This is a genomic window from Candidatus Paceibacterota bacterium (assembly GCA_028714635.1).
Classification (GTDB): domain Bacteria; phylum Patescibacteriota; class Minisyncoccia; order Phycocordibacterales; family JAQTLZ01; genus JAQTLZ01.
The window spans coordinates 144,946-169,504 of sequence record JAQTLZ010000001.1 but is presented as its reverse complement, the minus strand read 5'-3'; the positions used below and the strand labels follow the sequence as shown (position 1 = coordinate 169,504).

Annotated in this window: 32 protein-coding genes and 1 pseudogene; 9 read left to right on the top strand and 24 right to left on the bottom strand. The window is 43.7% G+C overall.

Annotated features, from left to right (window positions below):
- Window positions 1–66: 66 nt before the first annotated feature.
- A complete protein-coding gene (locus tag PHS53_00840; GenBank protein MDD5356683.1) occupies window positions 67–813 on the bottom strand; it encodes a hypothetical protein in 747 nt (248 codons plus the stop codon).
- A complete protein-coding gene (locus PHS53_00835; GenBank protein MDD5356682.1) occupies window positions 810–1,787 on the bottom strand; it encodes a hypothetical protein in 978 nt (325 codons plus the stop codon). The genes PHS53_00840 and PHS53_00835 overlap by 4 nt, the downstream gene beginning before the upstream one ends.
- 42 nt (window positions 1,788–1,829) lie before the next feature.
- Between PHS53_00835 and PHS53_00830 the strand changes: the two genes are divergently transcribed.
- From PHS53_00830 to PHS53_00815, 4 genes are all read left to right on the top strand, one after another.
- Window positions 1,830–2,753: an ATP phosphoribosyltransferase regulatory subunit gene (locus tag PHS53_00830; GenBank protein MDD5356681.1), complete on the top strand. Its 924-nt coding sequence runs from the start codon at window positions 1,830–1,832 to the stop codon at window positions 2,751–2,753.
- 20 nt (window positions 2,754–2,773) lie between these two features.
- Window positions 2,774–3,349 (top strand): ribonuclease H-like domain-containing protein, encoded by a 576-nt coding sequence (locus PHS53_00825; GenBank protein ID MDD5356680.1) that lies wholly within the window; start codon window positions 2,774–2,776, stop codon window positions 3,347–3,349.
- Between the two features lie 49 nt (window positions 3,350–3,398).
- The gene (locus tag PHS53_00820) at window positions 3,399–4,286 is read left to right on the top strand and encodes a thioredoxin domain-containing protein (GenBank protein MDD5356679.1); all 888 of its coding nucleotides are present in this window, start codon (window positions 3,399–3,401) and stop codon (window positions 4,284–4,286) included.
- Window positions 4,287–4,526: 240 nt separating this feature from the next.
- The gene (locus PHS53_00815; GenBank protein MDD5356678.1) at window positions 4,527–4,967 is read left to right on the top strand and encodes a hypothetical protein; all 441 of its coding nucleotides are present in this window, start codon (window positions 4,527–4,529) and stop codon (window positions 4,965–4,967) included.
- 46 nt (window positions 4,968–5,013) lie between these two features.
- Here PHS53_00815 and PHS53_00810 read toward each other — a convergent pair whose 3' ends face one another.
- Together PHS53_00810 and PHS53_00805 are read right to left on the bottom strand one after the other, a co-directional pair.
- Window positions 5,014–6,828 carry a PD-(D/E)XK nuclease family protein gene (locus tag PHS53_00810; GenBank protein ID MDD5356677.1) on the bottom strand — a complete coding sequence of 605 codons (1,815 nt, stop codon included), beginning with the start codon at window positions 6,826–6,828 and terminating at the stop codon, window positions 5,014–5,016.
- A 103-nt stretch (window positions 6,829–6,931) separates the two neighbouring features.
- On the bottom strand, window positions 6,932–7,150 hold the full coding sequence (locus PHS53_00805) for a hypothetical protein (protein MDD5356676.1): 219 nt from the start codon (window positions 7,148–7,150) through the stop codon (window positions 6,932–6,934).
- A 162-nt stretch (window positions 7,151–7,312) separates the two neighbouring features.
- Here PHS53_00805 and PHS53_00800 point away from each other — a divergent pair, with 162 nt between their 5' ends.
- Entirely contained in the window at window positions 7,313–7,660 is a 348-nt protein-coding gene (locus PHS53_00800; protein ID MDD5356675.1) for a YdeI/OmpD-associated family protein, read from the top strand.
- 35 nt (window positions 7,661–7,695) lie between these two features.
- Here the strand turns inward: PHS53_00800 and PHS53_00795 are convergent, their stop codons facing one another.
- From PHS53_00795 to PHS53_00750, 10 genes and pseudogenes are all read right to left on the bottom strand, one after another.
- The gene (locus tag PHS53_00795; GenBank protein ID MDD5356674.1) at window positions 7,696–7,989 is read right to left on the bottom strand and encodes a hypothetical protein; all 294 of its coding nucleotides are present in this window, start codon (window positions 7,987–7,989) and stop codon (window positions 7,696–7,698) included.
- Window positions 7,990–8,203: 214 nt separating this feature from the next.
- Window positions 8,204–8,569 carry a hypothetical protein gene (locus PHS53_00790; GenBank protein ID MDD5356673.1) on the bottom strand — a complete coding sequence of 122 codons (366 nt, stop codon included), beginning with the start codon at window positions 8,567–8,569 and terminating at the stop codon, window positions 8,204–8,206.
- A 19-nt stretch (window positions 8,570–8,588) separates the two neighbouring features.
- A complete protein-coding gene (locus tag PHS53_00785) occupies window positions 8,589–8,747 on the bottom strand; it encodes a hypothetical protein (protein MDD5356672.1) in 159 nt (52 codons plus the stop codon).
- A gap of 35 nt (window positions 8,748–8,782) precedes the next feature.
- The gene (locus tag PHS53_00780; GenBank protein ID MDD5356671.1) at window positions 8,783–9,976 is read right to left on the bottom strand and encodes an ATP-dependent helicase; all 1,194 of its coding nucleotides are present in this window, start codon (window positions 9,974–9,976) and stop codon (window positions 8,783–8,785) included.
- 39 nt (window positions 9,977–10,015) lie between these two features.
- Window positions 10,016–10,861 (bottom strand): hypothetical protein, encoded by an 846-nt coding sequence (locus PHS53_00775; GenBank protein ID MDD5356670.1) that lies wholly within the window; start codon window positions 10,859–10,861, stop codon window positions 10,016–10,018.
- 152 nt (window positions 10,862–11,013) lie between these two features.
- Window positions 11,014–11,214, bottom strand: a pseudogene (locus PHS53_00770) (UvrD-helicase domain-containing protein).
- 38 nt (window positions 11,215–11,252) lie between these two features.
- Window positions 11,253–11,477, bottom strand: coding sequence for a hypothetical protein (locus tag PHS53_00765; GenBank protein MDD5356669.1), 225 nt, complete (start codon window positions 11,475–11,477; stop codon window positions 11,253–11,255).
- Between the two features lie 12 nt (window positions 11,478–11,489).
- Window positions 11,490–11,978, bottom strand: coding sequence for a hypothetical protein (locus PHS53_00760; GenBank protein ID MDD5356668.1), 489 nt, complete (start codon window positions 11,976–11,978; stop codon window positions 11,490–11,492).
- Window positions 11,975–12,637: a hypothetical protein gene (locus PHS53_00755; GenBank protein ID MDD5356667.1), complete on the bottom strand. Its 663-nt coding sequence runs from the start codon at window positions 12,635–12,637 to the stop codon at window positions 11,975–11,977. The genes PHS53_00760 and PHS53_00755 overlap by 4 nt, the downstream gene beginning before the upstream one ends.
- 9 nt (window positions 12,638–12,646) lie before the next feature.
- On the bottom strand, window positions 12,647–13,405 hold the full coding sequence (locus PHS53_00750; protein ID MDD5356666.1) for a hypothetical protein: 759 nt from the start codon (window positions 13,403–13,405) through the stop codon (window positions 12,647–12,649).
- A gap of 91 nt (window positions 13,406–13,496) precedes the next feature.
- On the opposite strand from PHS53_00750, the gene dcm reads away from it, so the two are divergent.
- The gene (dcm, locus tag PHS53_00745; GenBank protein MDD5356665.1) at window positions 13,497–14,816 is read left to right on the top strand and encodes a DNA (cytosine-5-)-methyltransferase; all 1,320 of its coding nucleotides are present in this window, start codon (window positions 13,497–13,499) and stop codon (window positions 14,814–14,816) included.
- 454 nt (window positions 14,817–15,270) lie between these two features.
- Here dcm and PHS53_00740 read toward each other — a convergent pair whose 3' ends face one another.
- The 4 genes from PHS53_00740 to PHS53_00725 form a co-directional block, all read right to left on the bottom strand.
- Window positions 15,271–15,474, bottom strand: coding sequence for a hypothetical protein (locus PHS53_00740; protein ID MDD5356664.1), 204 nt, complete (start codon window positions 15,472–15,474; stop codon window positions 15,271–15,273).
- A 254-nt stretch (window positions 15,475–15,728) separates the two neighbouring features.
- Window positions 15,729–16,091, bottom strand: a complete 363-nt coding sequence (locus tag PHS53_00735; protein MDD5356663.1) for a hypothetical protein — start codon at window positions 16,089–16,091, stop codon at window positions 15,729–15,731.
- 4 nt (window positions 16,092–16,095) lie between these two features.
- Window positions 16,096–16,356, bottom strand: a complete 261-nt coding sequence (locus PHS53_00730) for an ArsR family transcriptional regulator (GenBank protein MDD5356662.1) — start codon at window positions 16,354–16,356, stop codon at window positions 16,096–16,098.
- A gap of 108 nt (window positions 16,357–16,464) precedes the next feature.
- Window positions 16,465–16,887 carry a hypothetical protein gene (locus PHS53_00725; protein ID MDD5356661.1) on the bottom strand — a complete coding sequence of 141 codons (423 nt, stop codon included), beginning with the start codon at window positions 16,885–16,887 and terminating at the stop codon, window positions 16,465–16,467.
- 115 nt (window positions 16,888–17,002) lie between these two features.
- On the opposite strand from PHS53_00725, the gene PHS53_00720 reads away from it, so the two are divergent.
- A complete protein-coding gene (locus PHS53_00720; protein ID MDD5356660.1) occupies window positions 17,003–17,404 on the top strand; it encodes a cupredoxin domain-containing protein in 402 nt (133 codons plus the stop codon).
- A 418-nt stretch (window positions 17,405–17,822) separates the two neighbouring features.
- On the opposite strand, the gene PHS53_00715 is transcribed toward PHS53_00720, so the two are convergent.
- Together PHS53_00715 and PHS53_00710 are read right to left on the bottom strand one after the other, a co-directional pair.
- Window positions 17,823–18,200, bottom strand: coding sequence for a VOC family protein (locus tag PHS53_00715; GenBank protein ID MDD5356659.1), 378 nt, complete (start codon window positions 18,198–18,200; stop codon window positions 17,823–17,825).
- 24 nt (window positions 18,201–18,224) lie between these two features.
- The gene (locus tag PHS53_00710) at window positions 18,225–18,656 is read right to left on the bottom strand and encodes a VOC family protein (GenBank protein ID MDD5356658.1); all 432 of its coding nucleotides are present in this window, start codon (window positions 18,654–18,656) and stop codon (window positions 18,225–18,227) included.
- 116 nt (window positions 18,657–18,772) lie between these two features.
- On the opposite strand from PHS53_00710, the gene PHS53_00705 reads away from it, so the two are divergent.
- On the top strand, window positions 18,773–19,330 hold the full coding sequence (locus tag PHS53_00705) for a hypothetical protein (protein MDD5356657.1): 558 nt from the start codon (window positions 18,773–18,775) through the stop codon (window positions 19,328–19,330).
- Window positions 19,331–19,421: 91 nt separating this feature from the next.
- Here PHS53_00705 and PHS53_00700 read toward each other — a convergent pair whose 3' ends face one another.
- Together PHS53_00700 and PHS53_00695 are read right to left on the bottom strand one after the other, a co-directional pair.
- On the bottom strand, window positions 19,422–19,616 hold the full coding sequence (locus PHS53_00700; protein ID MDD5356656.1) for a hypothetical protein: 195 nt from the start codon (window positions 19,614–19,616) through the stop codon (window positions 19,422–19,424).
- Window positions 19,617–19,887: 271 nt separating this feature from the next.
- Complete coding sequence (locus PHS53_00695; protein MDD5356655.1) at window positions 19,888–20,727, bottom strand: PD-(D/E)XK nuclease family protein; 840 nt, start codon at window positions 20,725–20,727, stop codon at window positions 19,888–19,890.
- A gap of 86 nt (window positions 20,728–20,813) precedes the next feature.
- Here PHS53_00695 and PHS53_00690 point away from each other — a divergent pair, with 86 nt between their 5' ends.
- The gene (locus tag PHS53_00690) at window positions 20,814–21,386 is read left to right on the top strand and encodes a hypothetical protein (GenBank protein ID MDD5356654.1); all 573 of its coding nucleotides are present in this window, start codon (window positions 20,814–20,816) and stop codon (window positions 21,384–21,386) included.
- 95 nt (window positions 21,387–21,481) lie between these two features.
- Here the strand turns inward: PHS53_00690 and PHS53_00685 are convergent, their stop codons facing one another.
- The gene (locus PHS53_00685; GenBank protein ID MDD5356653.1) at window positions 21,482–22,747 is read right to left on the bottom strand and encodes a sigma-70 family RNA polymerase sigma factor; all 1,266 of its coding nucleotides are present in this window, start codon (window positions 22,745–22,747) and stop codon (window positions 21,482–21,484) included.
- 39 nt (window positions 22,748–22,786) lie between these two features.
- The gene (gene dnaG / locus PHS53_00680) at window positions 22,787–24,523 is read right to left on the bottom strand and encodes a DNA primase (protein MDD5356652.1); all 1,737 of its coding nucleotides are present in this window, start codon (window positions 24,521–24,523) and stop codon (window positions 22,787–22,789) included.
- Between the last annotated feature and the right edge of the window lie 36 nt (window positions 24,524–24,559).

Genomic DNA, 24,559 nt, shown 5'->3' with positions numbered 1-24,559 from the left:
ACCTGATGCCGATTTAATCCTCGCTTCAGGTCAGTAACGCACGCACCTTCACTGGTTCGTGCGCTTTTATTTTTCTATACAATAATTTCCCACTTTTGTGCGGACAATATTGAGAGCTAATGCACCAGTTCCTGTCTTCTTGCCAATTTCGTGTGCAAGTGAGCGCATATAGGTCCCACTACTACACGCGACTGCAATTTTAATTACAGGAAAATTTTGACCAAAGAGTTTTGAAAGCGTTTTTTGCCACAATTTAAGAATTTCTTTTTGGCGGAAATCTCCTTTTACACGGGCAATGTCGTCGGAAATTTTCGCCAGAAAATTTCCGACCGAAATCTTGTATTTTTCTAAAAGTTTTATTGAATAAATCTCAATTTCTTTGGTGGGAATCTCAATATCATCAAGTTCGCCGCTTTTTGCCAAAGCAAAAAGCGGCTTCCCCCCCACAGTCTTCGAGGAATATGGCGGATAGGATTGGGTACGCTTTCCGACGAAAATTTTGACGAGCTCGTCAAAATTTTCGTCATCCTTTATCAAGGTTAAACCTTGATAATTTGTAACCTTCCCCAAAATGTCATAAGTATCCGTCTCAATCCCCATCAGGACATCCACTTCATACTCTTTATCGAGTCCCAAATATTTCTCTTTCTTTTTACATTCCTCGCCGACAAGCGCGATCAAAACTCCCTCAGCAAGCGGGTCCAACCGCCCAGCATAAGTCATCCTCTCTTTCACTAATTCCGGCCGAGTAGCCCGAAACCGCTCCAAACACTCGAGCGGAGTCTCCCCTTTTTCTTTCCACAAAGAAATCATTTCAGTACACTAAATCTTTCTAATGCTTTCTTTGCAACATCGACATGCCAGTTTTCATCAACCCCATACCATTTGCCAGCACTTTGGATCTCACTGTAAGCGTATGGAGTGGTGGTGGGCCTTTCTTCTGGCGGTAAACAAAAACTCGACCAACGTAAGAACTGAAATCCTTTACACTCGGAAAGCGGGACGACCACATTCCTCTCTTTCTTCTCATCTTTATAGTCCACAGCAAGCAAACTTCCGGGCGGAATACGAATATTGTTCATAGTCACTTCCGTAAGAAGAAGCGCTGATTTTTCGCCGTCAAATTTATGAAGCGCAATCGGATTCCCCGCATCATCAACTATCAAATTGAAATCTCTCGAAGCAGAATCCTCATCATTCATAAATTCAAAAAAGAATTTTTCTGCACTGGTACAATCCCCCACTTTCTCTACCGTCCTCTCAACCGGTAAAGTCGGTAAGTTTTCCGCAATTTCCTTTGGACATCCAAAGACAACATCATGGATCGTCCCGGTCACTATTTTTTCTCCGACAGTTTCCGCACGTTCTTGAATGTCGAGGAAAACTTTTTCATCACAGAAATCTTTCAACTTTGGCACCATAGCATCCAACTCTCGTGATTCCATGTTTGGATTCTTTCTGTACAATTCCTCCTCAGCATTATCCCGAGCAATCACCGCCGGAGTTTTATCAGAAAAAAGAAATTGTTTTTTCCTTCCCTTCTCATTCGTAAAATCCCGAAAACACTTACCGGCCTGGAAAAAAGCTCCGCCGTGGCGCATTTGCATCCCATCTTTCACTACCTCATTAAATTGAGATACATAGAGCTCATAAAGCGGGTAACCAAGAGCTTCATACGCTTCCGGAATACGCTCGATGGGACTTTGAAAAACTTCCGCCGTAGACAACTGCGGAGGTCTTTCTTCCATCTCATCTGGTTCTGGTGTTGTCGGTGCACTTTCAATCATGGTATTCTATTTTACCAAATAATACGCTACAATACTCACATTATGTCTGACAAAAAACTGTCTACTGATGCCTACAAGGGCGTTCGGGATTTCTATCCCGAGGATATGGCAATACAGAACTATATTTTTTCAATCTGGAAAAAAGTAGCTGAAGAATTCAAATATCAAGAATATAGCGCCTCTCTACTCGAATATGCCGAACTTTATCGAAGCAAAGGAAGCGATGAAATCGTCAATGAACAGATGTATATTTTCACCGACAAAGGCGACCGCGAAGTAGCACTTCGACCTGAAATGACGCCGACCCTCGCCAGAATGGTGGCGGCAAAACGAAAATCCTGGAAATTCCCCCTCCGATGGTTTTCCATCCCGAATTGTTTCCGCTATGAACGCCCGCAGCGAGGCCGCAAACGCGAACACTGGCAGTTAAATTGCGATGTTATGGGTATCGCAGGAATTGAAGCAGAAGTTGAGATCATTTCTCTCGCCCACAAGATAATGAAAGAATTTGGCGCGAAAGATGAGGATTTTGAGATACAGATAAATTCAAGAAAATTGCTTCAAGAAAAATACGGAAAAGAAATGTTCCGTCTTCTTGATAAAAAAGAAAAAATGGAAAAAGCGGAGTTCGAAGCGGAGTGGCAGAAACTTTCCGGCAAACCGTATGAAGAGGCGGAGCTTTCCGAGAGCCCGGAGCTTGCTCAAATCATCGATGCACTCGAAAAAAAAGGAATCAAAGCGAAATTTACCCCCTCAATCGCCCGCGGTTTCGACTATTACACCGGAATGGTCTTCGAAGTATTCGATACCAATCCGGAAAATCGCCGAGCTCTTTTCGGTGGAGGCAGATACGACAATTTACTTGAAATGTTCGGCGTAGAACCAGTTCCCACCGTTGGCTTTGGAATGGGAGATGTCACTATGCGGGATTTTCTGGAAACCCACAAGCTCCCGTTAACAAAATAAAATTAAGAAAACCGCTTATTATGCGCAAAGTAGTTTTTGATATTGAAACAAAAAACATGTTTTCCGAAGTCGGTTCGAATGACCCAGCAAAACTCGATATTTCTATCGTGTGCGCTTATGATTCCGAGACCGGAGAATATTCTTCATACCTCATGGAAGAATTGCCGAAGCTTTGGCCTATTATAGAAAAAGCAGATATGCTCGTCGGCTACAATAGCAATCACTTCGACATTCCCCTCTTGAATAAGTACTATCACGGCGATCTTTCAAAAATAAAAAGCTTAGATATTCTCGAAGAAATTCGCAAAGTCCTCGGCCGAAGAGTAAAGCTCGACCAAGTTGCCGAAGCGACCCTTGGCACCAAAAAATCCGGCCACGGCCTTGATGCGATCGTCTGGTGGAAAAAAGGCGAGATAGATAAGATCCGCAAGTACTGCCTCGATGACGTGAAAATTACAAAAGACGTCTATGAATACGCCCTCAAAAACGGAAAGCTTCTCTTCAAAGAAGGCGGAAAAGCAAATGAAATAAAGCTCGATACATCAGGCTGGGAAAAGAAAAATGAAAGTGCGATGACGTTTAGTTTGCCGTTCTAAAAAGAGTGCTATAATAGCCAAACATTACCCATACATTAACTAATTCCTTATGAAATTAAGCACCCCAGTCGCAATCATCGTCGCCGGAGTTATCATTGCCGGAGCAATTCTTCTTGTACAAACAGGTAAAGTCGGAAATAATAACTCTGGCCAGAATGGAGTTGCAGTGCAAGATCACAACGAGAACATAGCTCCTGTTACGGCAGATGAACATATCCAAGGCGATATACATGCACCAATCGTAATGGTTGAATACTCCGACCTTGAATGCCCATTTTGTAAGATATTTCACGAGACAATGGAAGGAATCTGGAGTGCTTATCACGATGACGGAAGGATTGCTTGGGTCTATCGTCATTTCCCTCTTGATAGACACCCAAAGGCACCAGCTGAAGCACAGGCGAGCGAATGTGCTGCAGAACTCGGCGGAAATATTGGATTCTGGCATTTTATAACCCAACTATTCGCGGTCACTCCTTCGAACAACGGAATGGATATCGGAGTTTACAATACACCAAAACCAGCTCCTACTGATGAGAATGGTAAGCCATATTACAAAGAGGCAAAGCCAACAAGCGCAAAAGACGCTGGAATGCTTTCAAAGATCGCTGTGCAAATCGGACTTGAGAAAGCAAAGTTCGAGGACTGTCTTGCAAGCGGAAAGTATAAGCAGAAAGTGGCTGATCAGCTGGCCGACGGAGTGCAAGCTGGCGGAAATGGAACTCCTTACACGATAATGGTACTTAAAAATAAGATTCCCGACGCAGCAAAGAAATATATCACCGATACAAATACTGGGTTCTTGAAGCAAATTAATTCTCCCGGCACGCCAGACCTCCTCTTCGTCACAAATGATGGAATGAGAATTGGAGTGAGCGGTGCGCAGGATCCCGCTGTGATGAAGAAGATTGTTGATTTGGTGCTGGCAGGAAAATAAGTAGCTCGAAACATCTTTTTGAATCAGCAGAAAACCGCCCCAGCCGGCGGTTTTCCTCATCCTCGGCGGGTTCCGCTGTGGTATAGTTTTTGCCCGAAGCAAAAATTACACCACATCGGACCGTGCAACCTCGCCTGCGGACTGATTCAAAAAGATGTTTCTCGCTCGCGCGCTAATTTGTTTTATTGACATTTTAATATAGATGATGTATAAAATACGCCAGGAAGGAGGTGTGCTTTGTTGGACAAAGACAAGCAGGAAAAACTGAATCTGAAGGTGGCTGAAATGCGAACAGCATTCGAGAAATACGCCATTTCCGAGGGAATGATCCCCGATGGCAAATCTCTCACCATTCGGTTCAGTGTTGCTTCACCGGTTGTTGAAGTTTCCGAGAATGAGACCATCGACGACGGAAAGGAGGAATTACTCTCGATGCCCCTCAGAAGATTCTTCACCGCAGAAAGACTAGCGGGAGCAGGAATAAGACGCACTCAGGCCATTGCCCGATTACTTACGGCGTCAGACCGTTCAGAGGGTAGTGATAGTCTAAAGACCGTGGAAGACTTGACCCGCCGGACGAAGACAGAGCTGATGCGTCGTTATAAGAACTGCGGCCAAGTGGTGGCAGAGAAAGCCAACCAGGTTCTCATGCAATGCGGACTTTCGCTGCGAAAAGAATAGAGGTGCGGGGTTCAGACAATCACCATTCGTCTGGACCCTGTTTTATTTACAAAGTTTCTTTTTTCATACCGCACCACTTGCAGTCCTTGTCGTCGCAGGTTTCAGTCAAAAATGCGCCGGACCAGACACTCTCGATGAGTGATTGGATTTCGTCTTTCACTCTTTTTTCATCTGCCGAAGTTATGGGGAGTGTTATCGTCGGACATCTACCTTTCGAGTCCGGTTTTATGAAAACAAGCGCGGGTTCGATAGATTTATTTTTGTACTTTGTGTTTCCATCGAGGAGAATCTTGTAGAAAATGAGCTGGCGGAAATAGTTGCCGTCGCTGTCGGTTTTCGTCTCGCCTTTGAGCGCATTGACGCTCATCGCCTCGCGAGTTTTGTAGTCATACACCAGCGTCTTGTCCTGCCCGTCCACCACGGCGTCTAGCTTCCCGTGAAGCCTCAAAATGACCTCTTTTGAGGCATATTTGCCTTCATACGAGGCCTCTACCCACGTCTCGGTCAATACCTTCCCCTCAACATTTAGAAGCGAAATAAGGGCTTTTGCCACTTTCGGAGCATCTGCGAGAAGCGTCTCCACTGCCCCCTCTTTTTCAAAAAGTGGAAGGAGCGAGTGGTCGAAATAGGCCTTCACCGTACTCTCTATCGTCGCAACAATCATCTGTTCTAATTTGTTTTCCCTAAACCGAATCTGCTCTGCAGATTCGGTCGGGCGAACATTTTCTTCTGAAAATGTTTTAGCCTGATGCCACACATACGAAAGTGCTTCGTGCATTGCATTTCCTTTTTCCGATGCGACACTCGGCGCTTCCGGCACTTTCAAAATACTTTTGTATAAAAATTGGCTGGGGCAGGTCAGAAAGTGATTGAGTGCCGTTACCGAAAGCCCCGATTCGGTCAAAACATTTTTTGCATACTCCATAATCTCCGCCTTCTGTTTTTCATCCACATCTCCGTTTGATTTTGCCGTATGATTTTCAAAACTCGCTGGTAAGTCAGTCTGCGAGACGGATTTCGAGTCGAGTTCGGAAATAAACCGAAGCGGAGTAAATTCTTTTTTCAAAGCGTCTTGGAGCGGAGCAATGATTGAAGCGTGTTTTTTGGCACGAGTCAGTGCCACATAGAAAAGCCGCCTTGCATCACGCACTTCGTCCTCATCCCCTTTTTCACGAGGCAAAATAAACGAGCTTCCGTGTCCGCGGGAAAGCCACGCTTCGTCTGTCGCATATGGCAAAAAGACATAATCAAACTCAAGCCCTTTGGAGCCGTGAGCAGTCATCACCCGCACCTGCGAATCCGGCCGGCCGACTGTTATCTTGACACTCTTCGTCTCCGCCGATTGCCGGTATGCCAGAAGTTCTTCAATTAAAACGCTCGGTGATTGAATACTTTTTTCCACCGCAATGTCTCCCGCGAGAGCAACAATCGTTCGCCAAACTTCGGCAGAAAGAGGATTTCTTTCCGCGACCGCTTCAAAGCCAGAAAGTTTCGCAGCCAAAACGAGAAAGTTAATCGCACCGTCTTTGGTAATTTCTTTCTGAAGCTTCGCAATGGCGGGAATTTCGCTCCGCGAAATTCCCGCAAAGTCCCCTGCTCGTATCAAACGAATAAGTGCAGTCTTCCGCGGAAAATCGAGATGCCACAACCCCCCAGCAACAGTCCTCGCCAGAGCCTCCACATTCCCCGGATTCGCCAAATATTCAATCAAATCAAAATACAGCGCCCCGACAGGATGCGAAAAAATATCCGCTCCGCGTTCCGCCGAAGCCGGTATTCCATTTTGCTGAAGTAAGGCAAGTATGCGCTCCACATCCCGATTTCGTCGTACAATTATGGCAATTGTTGGTTTCTCTCTCACGCTTCCATTGTATCAAAAATCAGAATGGAAAAAATTAGATAAATGAAAACCCGCAAAACTTCTGCAAGGTCTTCTTTAGATCCTTTTAAAGTTTTGCGGGTAGTTAGATCGCGGTCTCTGCTTCTTTCGCCCAGATGCGCATCTCGCGCACACCGAGATAAGAGTAGAGAACGCCACTTGCCCCGAGGAAAATGATTCCGGCAACTGGAGATGCTTTCAACAATTGAATAGCAACCCAGAAGAGAATGTTCAACCCCGGAACGATGGCGAGGGAACGAATACAAAAACTCGTATCGTCCCACTTTTTTACTGCCTTTTTCATGGCTTGTCTCCCAAAGAGCCCAAAATCAAACCTTCACTGATAGTATTATAGCATATATACTGCCTTTTTGTCAAGTATATTAAGACTTAAAAATAGCCCTTAGTTGAGAGCTTTTTTACCTTAACATTGAGCCCCTCCCCCAACCTGCTATAATCAGGATACATGGGAAACTCAAGCGGAAAAAACAGTGGTGGTGGTGTCGCCCGCCTGCGCGCGGCGCGCGGGCAGGTACATAGCATGCCGGCGGATTTGCGAAAGGCCATTGCCTCTGACAAAGCGGTACTCTCACTCTGGCAGGATATTACGCCGCTCGCACGCAATGAGTGGATTTGCTGGGTCATCTCCGGCAAAAAATCGGAGACGCGAGACATCCGCATCAAAAAAGCCCTCTCGAAAATGAGAGGCGGAATGCGCCGCCCGTGTTGTTGGGTGGGCTGTACTCATCGCACGGACAAATCGATGAGTCGTTCACAAAAATTTGTGGTTGGAAGGGGGTCTAAAAAAACTTAAAACAAGAACCTTTCGCAAGGTCGATCCTTGTTAGCTCAAAAACCACCTTTTGATAGCAACGAAATGAAGACCGTTTTGCCGTCTTCCGAATAATTTGCGATTAAAACCGCCTCTGCGGTTTCCCCCACAGGAATTGGTTTGAGGACTTGGCCCGCGCCAAAAACCTCGTTAAACTTCTCAATTTCTGCCATGAGTTGCTGACGATCCAGATTTGAATGCAAAATCCTTCCCATCTCCTTCGCAGCCGCTTGATTCACACGGCTCATTGTCTCAAAAGAATTGCCTACGACATTGGTGATAGCACTCGATGATTTCTCTGCGTGTTCCATAATAGATAGCTTAATTTTTAATATCCATATTATAGCAAAAGTAATATTACATTTCGATCACAACCTTCCTTGGGCTAGCAAGAACAACTCTTGCGAGCTATGGAACCATTCGTACGAATGGTTCCATGAAATGCAATAAAAAAAACCGGCGGACAGTGAAGCTCGCCGGTTTCGAATCATAGATTCTGTCCCCAATAATAGAGAGCAGACAAACTCACCGCACTAACGCAAACAACTTGCTCGGGCTTTCTTCCAGAAGTTTATTTTCGGGAAGAGAAAGAATATCCCTGAGCGCCTGAAGCGGTTTTCTCCGGAGAGAATCGGCTCTGAAAATACCGAGGGCATCCTCCATTCCCCGCAGAACCGCTTCCTTGTCCGATTGAAGAGAGCGGAAACCTCCTTCGGCTCGAGCCGAGACAAGGAGCTCAGTGAAAGCCTTGCGAATATTCACAAAGACGATCTCCTCAACATCCCCAACCTCTACGTTTCCCGGCACACAATCCTTGAGCGCTTGCACCGCTTCATCCGCCCGAAGCAGACCAGAAGAAACAATAACGAGCATGATTTCCACCTCCTTCATCAAAAACTGCGCCAGAAAATCAACAATTCGTGTGGGGAATGGGAATTCCCCAGTCTTGCATCGCCTTAGCTCTCGCCAAAGCCCTGCGAGCCATCGCGCTGAGAGATTCGTCGGAAGGAGTCGCCTCCTTTGAACCGACTTCTCTTTCAGCATCCGGTACCGCATCTTTCTGTTCCATGACAAAATCCTCCAGGTTCCAAAAACACATTAACGCTAATTTTTCAAAATGTCCACTATTTGTTCCACCAAATACTTGTCTCCCGCTTCTACATTCCCCGCCATAACAATTTCGACAGGCTTGGCGGCCGCGCCTTCGGGCGCGGCCGCTTTCAATTTCACTCGCAGATTCTTGTGCTCCCCATCGGCATAGTTATTCTCAATCATAGCAAAACTGGCGTCCAAAATACTCTGATGCGAGCGGTAGTTGCCCGTGAGCGAAATGACCTTCATGCCCTTCCAGAGATTTTGAAAACGCAAAAAGTTCTCGACAGACGCGCCCTGAAAGCGGAAAATAGCCTGCTTCTCATCCCCCACCACGAAGAGATTGGGATTGTCGAAAAAGTCTGCGATAGCGCGAATGAGCATATTTTGCGAATCATTGGTGTCCTGATGCTCATCAACGAGAATGTAGAGAAATTTCTCCTGGAGCATTTGGAGAAGTAATTTGTCGGTACGGAGAGCGGTGAGAAGCTCGATGATGAGATCGTCAAAATCCATCTTCCTATCAGCACGTTTCTTTTCTTCGTAGGCGAGATAGGCATCGGCAAAGATAATCGTGCGCTCGCATTTTTCAATTCGTTTCAATGCATCGCCTTTGAGCTGCCCCTTCGTCGGCCCGCGGGTAGAAAGAGAAGATTCGTCCCGCTTCACCCGCTCAATTTCCTCTTTGGCAAACGTGCGCACAATTTCCGGCGTCCAAGCTTCTTTTTTGGAATCGCGGATTGCGCCGAGAATTTTGCCAACATAGAAATCAGGCTCGCCGGCAGGGCGCAGTTTCGCAAATTTCTTGTCGCGCAAAATCGTGCGGACGAGAGTTTCCGATTCGATATCGGTGATCTGTTTGGTGCGGGAGAGATGCGGAAAATGATCCGGGAATTCAGCAATGACAGACCCCGCAAAGCCGTGGTAGGTGTGGACACGGACTTTTTCGGCATCACTGCCAATAATTTCCCGGAGTCTCCTTTTCATTTCCTTGGCACCAGCCTCAGTGAAAGTAAGGCAGAGAATCCCGTCCGGCGAAGTCCCATTTCCACTAAGCAAGATTTTGGCGATTCTTATCGCCAAAATCTGTGTTTTTCCAGTTCCGGGTCCTGCGATTACCATGACAGGTCCGTCAATCGTGTCGACAGCTTCCTTTTGCTTGGAATTTAGATTTTTATAGAGTTCGTTGAATTTCGCCTCGTTCATGCTGATATTGTAGCATTGAAATTAGGGCGGAGAAAAAACTTATAGATCCTGTAATTTCAGGTCCAAATCTTCATTTGCCCGGGAAAATTCTCTCTTTATTTCCTCTTTTTCTGTATCAATATCAAATAGCTTTGCAGTTTCTGAAAGTTCTTTTCCTAACTTTTCTAATCTACTCTTCTTCTCTTCCAATGAGCCAGAACCTCGAAAAACGCTTGCTAAATCTTCCCTAAATTTTTTTAACAAAATACCCGTCAGCTGAGATTTACACTCATTCGGAAAGTAATCAAGCATTTCCGGATGAGAAACAAGAAATGGAATGAGTAATTGTGTACGAGAATGTGATCCCGAAAATACGTAGTCCCTACATATATAAGCAAATGTTTCTGATGCCAAATTCGGTCTTTCTTTTGTAAACTGTATCGCTTTCTCTATCAGGGATGAATGAGAAAGGATGTCTAGCTTACCCTGAAGCGCATTGTCTGATTCCGAAACAGGGTCGGGAGAAAAAGAGGGTGGTGTCACAATGCCCGAATAGAACATTATATTTATTGCGTCTCGTGTCCCTTGTGGCGGTAAATTTTTCAAATCAAAACTGGTGCTAGAAATTCTTGGCAACTTACTCCGTGGTGCCATTTCCTTGAAAGGCCGATAACCATAATCATATTTAATAATATCTTCAGGCTTACCAAACTCAAATGGCTGGTCCAAGTGAAAACCACTGAAACGTATCGCTCTGTTATCTAAAATTTCGATTACACCTCCTTTATATGACTCCCCGCCAACAATTTCTACCTTTTTGGGAAATTGTATTTGCTCAATTTTGCTTTTTTGAACAAGAGCGCCCTGTTCATCAGGTTGTTGTTTGTTTGGATCTTCGATATTCATAGAGATACTATAGCGTAAGACATAAATTCAGCAATAAACATCCAGGCGGCGCTTCATCTCCTTGCCAAAAGTATTTTTCTGCTGAAAAATCTTTCAGCCCTGCCTCGGCACGACTGCCTCCGGCCTTGCGAAAGTGATACCCATCACTTTCTCACTCCAGCTTCGGTGAAAGTCAAACACAAAATCCCGCTGGCAGGCGTGTCAGTCTTAAGCAAAATATTCCCAATCCGCAAAGCCAAAATCTGAGTCTTCCCAGTCCCCGGCCCCGCAATGACCATAACTGGACCTTCAATGGTATCCACAGCTTCCTTTTGCTTAGCGTTGAGTTTCTTGTATTCTTCCTCAAATTTCATGCCTCAATTGTAGCATCGAAAATCGGAACAAAAAATGACTACTGTTCAAATGAAACATGCCCACGGCCCGCCTGAGCAACTGAAATAAAGGTTGGTGGAATTATTTTTCCATCACAATTTTTAAACGTAACCATAGAACCTGAGATAGCAGCCGCAGCAGCTAACTGGACCATGACTTGTGGAATGACTATTTGCTTATTTAAATCTATTGTCAGATTTGCACCTGACTGCACAATCTGCAACATTGTCTGAGGTATTAACATGGTCTGTATTATTTAAATATGATTAATTCTCCAAGCATTTCCTTCGCTATCATACCCAACGATGAGTATTTTACCAGATTGAATATTTTTTTCGTCAAAAACCTCTGATACAGTAAAAGTATCTCGAAGAGAAAGAATTTTTTCAGAAATTTCCTCTTTTTTGCGAGCAGAGAAAAAGACATTGACAGGAAGAGGTGACGACAAAGACGTAATCCAAAATTGAAGTTCAGGCATTCCAGGAACATCTTCCGAAGAATAAGCAAAAATTTTGACGAGTAATTCCCCAAAGGAGTCCCATTTTTTCACATCTTCGACCATTTCTTTTAAAGGAAGATTGGCGAGAAAAAACTTAACTTGCTCAGTATCCTCAGCACCTTTTTCCTTATATTCGTTTAATACAACATCAGCCACTTCATTGAAAAGAATTTTGGCGTCCTTGCCTATTGTCTCTTTATGACCAGCCGACAATTTATTAAAAATATTTGTTCCTAATGTTATCATTTTTTTGGTATTTCTCTTACAAGGGCAGCCTTCAGTGCAATATCAAGTAAATCTTTCTCGATTTTATAGGAATCGTCAATCTTAGTTAGAAGTCCTTGATATTCACCAATATCATCCGGTCGTAATTCAAATCCAGACTCCACTCTCTCAATGGATCGCTTCGCCCCAGTGAGACAAATACGAGTCAGAGGAGCTTCTGCAACAGACGCAAATGCCGAGGCCGCTCTAAACCACCAAAGAAATGCTGTTGCGTAACTTTTTTCACTATCCCAAAATTGCCCGAGAGTACGATAAGTTTGCCCTCTAAGAGTACCTATTGCCGTATCATGCTGAGCCATGCCCGTTGAGAACATACTCTCCAAGTTTTCCGTTTTTTCGTCAAAATCTTTTTGAATCTGTTTTCTAAGTTCAACAAAATGTAAATCAGTTTCTTTTTTTATATGTTCTTTAGAGGTTTTCCAATTGAAGAAAATATAAAACGCTATTATCGCACCAACGATTAGTGAAAAAATTGCAGTTTGAGCCTCAAGAATATTAGAGAAATACCCTTGTGCTATCTGGAATTGATCTGTAGCATGTTGAACTTCTGATGAGGTTGCGAGTGTTGATAAAGAAGTAGAATTAGTCACATTTTGTTTGGTTGATATATATTCTAGCATAAGAAAAATCTAAGTGAGAACACTTTCTTCCAAATCTTCTGACTTATCATTCAACATTGGAAAACATTCCTTTATCTTTTTTGAGCTTAGAGCTGATACGCCTCTCTGCTGAGAAAATCCATAAGCGAAATCGACCAGACCAGAACGACCAAGCAACACAGCAATAAGATGGGCGCAGGTCAGCAGGTTGTTAGGCCTTCCAGCGTTCGGACTATATAATTTTCCCCTACTTCGTCCCTTAGTATGATATTTTACATCTTCATTCAGAGCGATAACATCCAAGTAATGCAGAAAAACCTCAAGTGGAACATTGAAAACGCTGGGAATATCTTTCTGAATTTCCTGAATAATTTGTAGGGAAGGATTATATACAACTCGATTATCTTTTATTTCGTGGTCCAACATGAGAGCTGAGCGCGCAAGCAAACAGGCTAAAAGTTCCAGAGACTCGCGGCTCTTATTCACCATCTGTTCCAATTCATGAAAGATATCTCTAAACGATGCACTTTTGGGTTCAAAGTCTTCACCCTTTCTCATATACGGCCACATATCGTTTATGTTTGCGTCTTTTCTCTCTGTCTCTTTCCCAGGCTTTCCTACTCCAACTTCATAGCCACCACCAATCCATAATTTGTGATAAATACGAGCTTTCTGGGAAGGTCCAGCAGGAAGAGTTATAGCATCCTCAATACTCTTGATTCGTAACGCTTTTGCGTCCTTTAGCCCTTTCTTATCGAGACGTAGAATAGCGTTGAGTTTTAACTTCATGGGAGGTTTGGTTAGTAAAAATATTAGATAACACCATTCACAATAGATCAAGATTGATCAAATGTCGATCAAATGATAGAATTAAGAGGAAATGAAAAAGCTCACAAAAAAGATACGAGTTGCTGAACTTTTTGCCGGAGTTGGAGGATTCCGGATCGGACTTCAGCAAGTAGCTTCATCCGAAGGAGAATTCGACGTTGTGTGGAGCAACCAATGGGAACCCGCGACCAAGACTCAGCACGCATCAAATATATATGTGAAAAGATTTGGAGTTGATGGACATTCAAATGAAGACATAGCAACGGTTCCAACAAAAAAAATACCTGAGCACGACCTATTGGTCGGAGGATTTCCTTGCCAGGATTATTCTGTAGCGAGAACTTTAAGCCAAGCCGCTGGGCTTCAAGGAAAAAAAGGTATACTTTGGTGGTCCATACATCGAATCCTAAAAGAAAAGGGAAAAGATGCTCCTTCTTTCTTGATGCTCGAAAATGTAGACAGATTATTAAAATCTCCAGCCTCGCAACGAGGACGCGATTTTGGGGTCATGCTTGCTTCCCTCTCTGACCTCGGTTATGCAGTTGAATGGAGAGTGATAAATGCAGCTGACTACGGAATGCCACAGAGACGAAGAAGGATCTATATACTTGGTTACAAAAAAGGAACAGGAGTGCATAAAGACTTGTCATCTATTGGAGCAACAGAGTGGCTTACTAATTCTGGCGTAACTGCCAAAGCATTCCCTATCGAAAAACCTGATGTGGCAGAACCATTTGAAATAGAGGGCGACCTCTCAGATGTGACGAAAGACTTTAATAAAGAAAAGTTTTCTAGTCCATTCGGAACTTCAGGGGTCATGATAAATAGAAAAGTTTGGACATTCAAAGCCATTCCTAAATACAAAGGTAAAATGGCAAAACTCAAAGATTATCTCGAACCTGACAATAAAGTTCCCGAAGAATATTTTATTGATGAGAAGTCATTAAAAGAATGGAAATACTTAAAGGGTGGGAAGAAAGAAAAAAGAAAAACTAACGCTGGTTTTGAATATGAATATAGCGAAGGGCCAATGGCTTTTCCTGATGCTCTAGATAAACCTTCAAGAACAATAGTTACTGGAGAAGGGGGTCCTACTCCATCCAGGTTTAAACATATAATCCAAACAAGGTCAGGAAAATTTCGACGACTTACACCAATCGAGCTTGAACGACTTAATATGTTCCCAGACGGACATACAGAGGGAGAATCTGCCGTCAAAAGAGCTTTCTTCATGGGAAATGCTCTGGTTGTTGGTGTGATCGAGCGCTTAGGAAAAGAATTACTTAAATTTTCTAACGGGAACAAGAGCCCTCAAAATTCTATTAGAAGTCGGGCCTGGGCGCTTCCTAATCTGGCACTCCCAAAGAACTAACACTTTCCAACCTTCTTTCTTGAGGCGAGCTTTAATCCTCCTATCTCTGAGAACATTGGTCTCAAATTTTTTTCTCCAGAATCCCCTGTGGGTCTTGGGCAGTCCATCCTTGCAATAAGGGCAGCGGTGCCAATAGCAACCATTTACAAAAAGGACCAAATTCTCTTTAGGAAAAACAATGTCGGGCCTTCCGAGCAGGTTCGAAGGATTTTTTCGAAATTTAGGAAAATCCCCTTTTCTCAAGATACTTTGCACTATTTTTTCAGGCTCAGTATTCTTAGCCCGATTTGCGCTCATGACCCTAGAGATAGTGGTAGACTTTGGTTTTGGAGCTCTTCCATCACGTAAATATCGCATAAATTAGATTAAAGCATTTTTTGTGTAACAAAAACAGCCGTCTTACCAGCGACTGTTTTCATGGTATATTATTTTGTTTCCTATACCGACCCATTACTTATTTAGTGCCATAAGGACTTTGGTTCGTCGGCTTTAAACTCACACCGTTTTGTCCTGCTCGATTACGAACAGAATCCTCTGTGCGACCGAGAAGTAAGCCGATTACTCGTGTCGGGGTATTCTTCTTAGCCAGTTCTGAAAGTTTTCTTTCATTTTCAGGCGTCCAGGGCTTGCCTGTATTTCTAATATATCTTGGTTTCATCTTATTTTTAGACTAAAAACTATTTCTAAGGTATCGACCTTTCACCAAAAACAAAAACGCGACCCTTTCGGTCGCGCTTTTTGGTAAGATTTTGTATTTTTTGTTAAGCGTGATCGAAAGGTGAAAAAGTGTTGTGTTCAAAATAAATTTGTATTGTGAACCCCCCGATTTTAAATGTCTCGTATTTAGATTTTGATGAACTACTCAAAAGTTTACTCTTTTTAATGCGAAAGTCAAGAAAAAAAACAGAAAAATTATTCCAAACCTTCTCTTTCCGCCCAGATGCGAACTGCCTCATGACTTCCCTCCCAAGCATCCCACACAGACTGTGACCATTCGTTGATGCGCGTGTCAAAAGTATTTTTCTGCTGAAAAATCTTTCGACCCTGCCTCGCGTCGACACGCTCCGGCCTTGCGCCTTGGGTCCCATCCCAAGGCTCACTAGCCGCGCCGGGCGAGATATTCATAACATCCGAAACTCGAATCTTCCCTCTTTCTTTCGGCAGAGCAAAAGTCGGCCAAGGCTTTTTGTCCTTATTATGATTCGCGAGAAGCATATGAGGATTTTCCTCTATGGAACCATTCGAGCGAATGGTTCCATAGAGGAAATGGAGCAAAATATCAGAGCATATCTATAACACTTTTTACAATCACCGGAAGTTTTGGCGCAAGGGAAAATTGAGCCGAGAGACTTCTCTGTTCCCTCTCCACAATATCAGCACCAAGAAGCACAGCGAGATGTTTGGAGGTGGCTTTAAAAGAAAGCTTGATATTCTCAGCGATCTCACCTACATTCGCCTCTTTGTTTATTTTCAAATATTTTATAATCTCGAGCCGACGACGATTGGCAACAGCTTTGAGAGGTTTTTCATACTGCTTCATATATTTTATTATACACCCATGGAACCATTCGTACGAATGGTTCCATGGGTGAACATGAGGCGATAATTACATGTTGCATTTTTTACATCGTACCCCACCAAGATTCAATTAAGAATTGCGTTTTACCGCTCGCAAAAAGTAGACGGCGACGATGATGGCCGCTACGATGAGGGTGATGTGAAATCCAATATCAATTTTGATGAGGCCGGAGAGATTCATGCCGTTGACGCGGTGAAGATTGTCATGTGGCCACCAATTCATAAGAAGCCACGCGATTGAGATGTATGTTGCGAGAGCTCCCCTTTTCGCTTCAGGCATTGCGTTTTTTACCGACTTGTATCCAAAGAGAAGGAATGAGACACCAAGACCAAAGGCAATATCTTCCACGATTGCGACAATGATAAAGAATGGGAGCTGGAAGCTTGTCGGCACTGGAGCGCCCATCATATCTGGCCAAATGACCCGGGCAAGGAGAAACGTAATAACGGTGAGCACAAGAGTAACAATGATGACTTTTGTTTTTGTTTTCATATGCAAATATAGTACACCTTTCAGATTTCATTTGCTAGAAAGTGGCGCGGCCTTGAAGGCCGCGCCGCATTTAAGTGCTATAATCAAACAGTACTTATTATTTTTTTATTTATATATGAATAAAATTATCACCACAATAATCGTGCTCGCAGTCGTTGGCTTTGCTGGATATTATTTGGTTTTCAATAAAAATTCGGGCCCTGCACCGGAACCCTCACCTACTCCGACGCAAGAGCCAGTGACTACCACTCCTGCCTCAACAACAGCTAACATAATTATTCAAAATTCCGCTTTTAGCCCGATGACTATCACCGTCAAAGCCGGAACAAAAGTCGTCTGGACGAACAAAGACGGCGTCGCCCACACAGTCACATCTGATGCCGGCACGCCTCAATCCTTCACCTCACGCTTCCCTGGCGGCGGAACATTCGGCGCAATTTTGACCGCACCAGGCATTTACCACTATCACTGCGACGTGCACCCGGGGATGACAGGCACTGTAATAGTGACGCAATAAAAAAACACCTCCTACTGGCAAGGACAGTCCTTTGCTATGGGCAAAATTGACAAAGTTTGGGAAGAGGCACAGTATTGAAACAGATTCGGTTTAAGAAACCCTTTTGAAAAAGAAAGCGAGGTGCACGTGCCCAATTTTCGCTTGAAAAGAAGTATGAAAGGACAATTCGGAGGGTACGGTTTTGTCATACCCCTGGTGCCTTTCACAATGGCCATGGTTTTTATCCTACCAGCAATCGGTAGGATGCTACACGGACAAGAGCTTGGTACTAGGGGCTGGTTTTCGCTTGCGATTGGGACCATAATGCTGGGCCTCAGCGTCTGGACCTTTCTTACAACCCCTCAACGCTTTTGAGTTCCAAAGAGGCTTTGCTGTTTTACCGGCAAAGCCTCTTTTTTCATTTCGCAAGAACAGTGATTCATTTCGCCATAGGGTCAGGTTGGAAGATGCCGAAGGTATTGCCTTCTAGATCGAGGAAATAGCCTTGCCAGCATACACCTCCGACTGCAAATTTTGGTAATGCCACTTGACCGCCAAGGCTCGTGATCTTTTGGGCTGTTTCATCGAAGTTTTTCACCTCCATCGAGCAAACATAGGCATTGGTTCCGGACTGCGGAGGCGGAGTTTTTGCTGGACGCTTGAGAAGTCCGCCGCGCGGGCCTTCTGTTTCTATGCGCCAATATTCAATAGGCAATCCTTCTGCTTTGGTGAATTTCCAGCCGAAAACTTCTCTGTAGAAGTTTTCGGCTCGATTCACATCATCCGCCTGGATTTCAAAATATGATGGTTGGTTCATATAAGTAGTTTTAGTGGTTCCCTCTTACATACTCTTCGGCTGAAGGAGACTCACGCGATTGCCTTCGGTATCTTGAAAAGAGATCCAAAGACCGACACCGGGAATATCCTGCGGTTTCATCGATTGCTTACCGGATTCGTCCATCGCTCCCAAAATTTTCCCTCCACCTTTTTCGACTTCCTTCATGGAAGCTTCAATATCTTTGACCGCAATAACGACTGACGGCGCGTGAGAAAGAGGATTTTCGGTCTTTTTATAAAAGCCTCCGTTAATATTGCCCGGTTTTTGCACCATGCCTTTGGCGTCTGTTTCTGTCGTCTGTGCCACGATATAACCCCCCATCTCTGGCCCCATCTGCTGGAGCTTCCAATCGAAAACGGTTTGATAAAACTTCTTCATCCTCTCTCGGTCATTATAGCCCATCTCGAAATGTACGACTGGATTGATATTTTTCATAGTTTTTTTAATGAGTTAGTAATATGGAACATTCCTATAGACGTTGCACTTATCATTTTACAACAGAAATCGAAAATTGTGCGTAACTTTTCCCAACAAGCCACGTCTACAAGGATATGAACTTAGCATGGCTAAAACAAGCGCGGAACGTTCTCTCTCTCGACTATGTTGAAGTGTGTTTTGTGGCTGGGTTCAATGTACTCATAACGCTCGCAATGCTCGCGGGAAGGATGAAATTTCTTCAAAGCACCTCTCTCCTTATGGGAGTGGCAGTGATCATTGCCACGCTTGCTTTTATTCTTATTGAGCGAGTTTCATATAAAATGACAACACGAGAAGAGAATACTGACATAATCATGGCAATCTTTTTTGAAGCAATTCTCCTTTTCGGCCTTCCGATTCTTCCAGCAACCGCAAGCGTCCTGTTTCTGGCCTTGCAATTCCTTGCCGTTTTGGGAGTTCAATCACTCGCTATCGCCTTCTTTTGGAAAGCCTTCAATATTGAAATCGCCGAGATCTTCGTGCTCGTTGGGCTTACTGGAACGATCGCCTCCGAAAGAGCTTCGCACCAGCTTTCATATTTCACGTCTGGAATGAAAATTATCCGGGCGAGACTCGGCCAACTTCATATTCTTCACGCACTCTCTGCAAAGAAAGCCAAAGCTTCTCCTTAGCCTTCTGCTTTTTTATTCTCCAACACAAAGGCCCTTGCCGAGACAAGAGCCTTTTTCATACGGAACTTTTCTATCGGACATTCAGTACGGTTTATTTTTTCTTTTCTTCTTCATCGTCCTTACTACTAGCATCATCATCGTCGCCATCCATATCCAACATAAAAGCGTTTCTCGAGTAAGCGAACGTTCGCGACTCCCGAAGATTCAAAGTGAAACCTTTTCCAAGAGGTTTATTCCCCATATCCATTACATACTTCTGAAGTCTCAATACGCTTTGGTTTAACATTTTAGTTTTGGTTAGTTATTAAAGGGTCTCGGAGCCCTAAGTATTGATTTTAGAAACCTTTACTTAGGGACAATCAACCCCATTCACCTTCGCTTAAAAGTGGTGCATGTATACTTCATGTATACCGCAACGAACTCGCTAAGCTAAGGCAAAGAAATACGACTATTTCTTTTCCACTATCAATGACGCCTGGTGTTTTCATTTGTTACAGAAGAAATAACAGAACAATGGATAACATTGTTCTGTCAAATTTTTGCTATAGAAATTAACCCTATTTTAACAAATAGAGCTCTTGATTATACTCCCCCACTCCGAGATACTCCGCTTCCCCCTTGAGAATTTTTTCGAATGGCCGGCATGCAAAACAGCCTTTTTCACCTTTTGGGCAGAGAAATTCTTTTTTCTCCCGCGCTTCTTTCACTTTTTTGGCTTTTTCTAGGACATCCGCCCGGGCCTTTTCGTAATCAGGCAATTTTACAGCGATTGGAGTATCATCTTTGTCTAAATACCAATACGAGGCCCCTGTCACTTTTCTTTTCTGGAGATTTTTCAAAAGAAGCAAATAGATGGGGAGCTGGAGTGAATCTTCTTTTTCTTCATTTTTACCGGTTTTGAAATCGAGAACGCGGATACTGTCATCCTCTGGAATATATTCGATCCAATCAATTTTCCCGCAAAGAATGATGTTGTCGGATTCTGAAAGAAAGAAATTTGGCAGCATTTCCCTTTCCGGCAATTTCACTGTTTTATTTTTGAGAGGTCCAGGATTTGCGATAACTCGGCGAATCATTGCGAGCCCGCGTTCTTTTGCCTCCTTTTCGTCTTCTGCACTCAAAAATCCCCCCTTTTTGCCGGAAAATTTCTCCCAAGCTTTCTGAAATTCTTCTTCAAGATTTTGCGTAAACCTTTCTTCAACTTTAAAAGCACCGAGCCCTTCCACTACTTGATGTACTGCGGAACCAAGCGAGAGCGCAGGACTGACAATATTTATCTTCTTCCCAGTTTTTGGATTTTTGTAGACATTTTTCAAATAGTAAGAACGTGGACATTTCAAAAAATCCCCGAGAGAGGAGTGGGAGACCCAGACCGCACTGTATTTATCTTGTGGCATAATGCATCCAAATCCTTCAGTCCTTAATTCTACAATGCAAAAGGATAAAAACGAAAATCTTGCATTCATTGTATTGAAAAGCTAGTATGACAGAAAATGGTTCTTACAGAGGAGGGATTCTCATGCAAACCCCGTCACTTTTAGCGGTAGGAAGGGATAACAACATTCCAGTTGATTATACACGGGAACTCGGGGATCACCTCAAGACTGCCCGCGTGTCAGTATCAACCTGGGATTTTGCTTGCAGTACCAGTCCAATTGCCATTCGAGATCGAGACAAAGATCAAGCTCTCATCTCAGTCGGACATTTTGTGCCGATAGATTTCGATCCCTTAATGCACGGCTTACCTCGCCTGATTCGAGAGGCAAGGAAATACGGCGAGCCAGCAAGTGTGCTCGAGCTTCTGGCTCTGAAGGCGGGAGGGGAAATATTAAACCTCCTAACTTCAGAGACAAATCCTCTAAGCAGATTGCCAGCACTTGGCACACCTTTAGAAGATTGCGCCATCGTGCCAGGAATCTCCAGAATTCCGCAAACCAAATACTGGAGGCTCACACCGATACGGGCACATGAGTGGCTCTCCGCACCTCACAGTATGCTCATCAGTGTGGTGCTAGAAAGAAATGACTTTAAAACGTCGGCCGAATCAGAATACTGATCCGGTCGGTTTTTTAATAAAATTTTTGTTGAGCACGAAGAAAATTCCGCCACTGGCGGAATTATTCAGTTTTCCGAAAAGGTATGGCTCGCTTCTTAATAATTCTTCAAGCGATTCACCTTATCATGTGAGCGGATTTTTTCGTGCGCCTTTGCTTCAATTTGTCGGATACGCTCACGGGTCACGCCGAATTTTTGTCCCACTTCTTCGAGGGTATGCGTAATGCCGTCAATGAGGCCGTGACGCATTTCGAGGATCATTCGCTCTTTCGGAGGCAAGTCATTCAAAATTTCTTTTACTTGGTCGGCAATGATTCTACGTGAAGATTCTTGATCTGGAGAGAGAATCTTGTCATCTGAAATAAAATCCCCAAGCGTTGATTTATCATCTCCTTCATCCCCCACTGGGCTTTCAAGCGATACCGTGTTTTGATCGATTTTTTCAATATTGTAGACTTTATCTACGTCCAATCCCATCTCAACGGCAATCTCTTCGGGAAGCGGGTCTCGTCCCAAATCCTGCGAGAGTCGGCGAACAACCTGCTTGTATTTTGCAATTGTTTCCACCATGTGCACCGGCACGCGAATGGTACGTGACTGATCTGCAAGCGCACGAGTAATAGCCTGACGAATCCACCACGTAGCATAAGTAGAGAATTTATATCCTTTGGTCCAATCAAATTTATCTACAGCTTTAAACAATCCCAAGTTTCCTTCTTGAATCAAGTCCAAAATAGTAAGATCCGGTGAACGACCAACATACTTCTTTGCGATCGAAACGACAAGACGAAGGTTTGCGCGAGCAAGGAGATTTTTCGCTTCGGTATCCCCTTTTTCAATTCGTCTTGCAAGCTCTTTCTCCATAGCAGCGGGAATGAGCGGATACTGACCGATCTCTTTCAAATACATCTGGATAGAGTCGTAGGAAGAATCGCTTTTGCCTCCGTAGGTATATTTCTTTTTGGTAACATCTTCTTCGCCCGCTTCATCCATATCCAAAAGTCCCCCGCTGTCGAGAATATCAATTCCGCTTGTGTGAATTTTTTCGTAGAGAGAATCGAGAAATCCGATATCGTCTTCGATCGTCGGGAATTCTTTCAAAATTTCGTCGTAGGTGACGAACCCGCGTTCTTTTCCTTTCTTGAAAAGGATATCCGCTTTTCGATTAAGCTCGATTTCTTTTTTGTTAAGTTTTCCTGATCTCTGGATGAGCGGACTTACCTTTTCCACTTTCGCCTTTTTTTCCTTTCCAGGAACAACCTTTTTCTTGGAGCTCTTCATCCGAGCCAATTTGGCCTTTTTGAAGACTTTTGGAGAAACTTTTTTCTTATAACCTCGTGTTTTCTTGTGTTTTTTAGGCATAAAATATTCGCTGATTATACATTAAAAGTGAGATTTATTCTAGTTTTGGAAGTCTTTGCGAAGTTTGGTTAATTCCTCCCCTATTTCTTTGCATTTCTTAAGAAGTTCAGCTGCTTTTTCACTTGATTTATCCTTCTCTGCCTGGACGAGCTCGTTCATGGTTTTCGCGAACTCGGCTTTGAGATAATCTTCTTTCAAATTAAAAATGAGCTCTTTCAGATCCTTTTCCAAGTTCATCGCTCCGGAAAAAAATGTTTCTGCCTCAAAAATGACTCTGTTTTTCTCTTCTTTTGATTCTTCGAAACGCTTTAGTTCATTTTTTCCGGCAATTCTCTCGAATTCTTTTCTCACTTCAACTGTATCTATCACTGACTTCGGCAAACCTTCCTGCCAAAGAATGAGCCCGACAAGTTTTTCTTCAATTTTATTTTTGCGATGACTCTCTTCTTTCTTCTTCTCGCTTTTTAACTCTTCAGCATTTTCTTCTTTAATACCTTCGGTCTTTTTCAAATCTTCCCAAATAGCGTCCTCGGGAATATTAGTTGCTTCGGAAATTTTTCTCACGAAATGCGATTGTTCGATCCTGCTTTCAAGGGAAATAACATAGGGCAGGACTTTTTTACGGATTTCTTTGCCAAGCTGGCGTTCATCTTTTTCGTCTTTCATCACCTTGTGAAGGAGAAAATCGATGATATGGATCGCTTCTCCGACCGCCACTTTCCAGTCTTCCGGATTTGAAAGAATGAGATCTGCCGGGTCTTTCCCGCTTTTTATTTCAACCATTTTCACTTCCATTCCAAGCGAGAGCGCGACACGAGCGCTTTTTTCTGCTGCATTAAAGCCGGCGCTATCAGCATCAAATGCGAGCACCACCTTTTTCGACAATCGGCCAAGCATTGAGAGATGTTGCACTGTGAGCGCTGTGCCAGAAACTGCAACGGTATTTGTAAGGCCCGCTTGCTGTGACATAAGAAGATCCATCTGGCCTTCTACAAGTATTGAGAAATCCTGTTTTTTTATTCCCCACTTTGCGATATGGTAGCCGTAGAGAACTTCGGATTTGTTGAAAAGCGGAGTATCGGGACTGTTTAAATATTTTGCAGATTTTTCGTCGTCTACCAGAATTCTCCCAGAAAAAGCGATGACTCTGCCGGACGAATCAAAAATCGGAAACATAACCCGGCCACGAAATCTGTCGTAGAGACGAGGCGCTCCTTTGTCTTCCACTGTGCTTTCTGCTTTTTTCACAAGCCCTGCTTTTTCCATAACCCCCTCACTGTATCCTTTGTTGTTGAGATGAGTAAGAAGCACTCTCCAATCAAGAGGAGCAAATCCGATCTGCCAATCTCGAACCGTTTCGATTTTAAGTCCGCGTTTTTTTAGATAGAGGAGCGCTTCTTTATTTTTCGCCAAATTTTCTTGGAAGAAGCGTGCTGATTCTTTCATCACCGCATACAATTCATCTCGTTCGCTTTTTTCTTTTGGATTCTCTGCGACAAGCGGAACTCCTGCTCTTTGGGCCAAAACTCGAAGCGCGCCCATAAAATCCAATCCTTCAAATTCTTCGACGAAAGTGAAGATGTCGCCTTTCGCTCCACAACCGAAACAATAGTAGGAATTACGAGCCACAGACACGAAGAAAGAAGGCGTCTTTTCGTTGTGAAAAGGACACCTTGCTTTCATATTAGCTCCAGCTTTTTCGAGTTTAAGATAGGAGCCAATAACATCGGCAATCCCGAGCCGTTCTTTTATTTTTTCTACAGTTCCACTAGACATAGGGTGTAGGGTACAGGGTTGAGGGTTGAGGCAGAG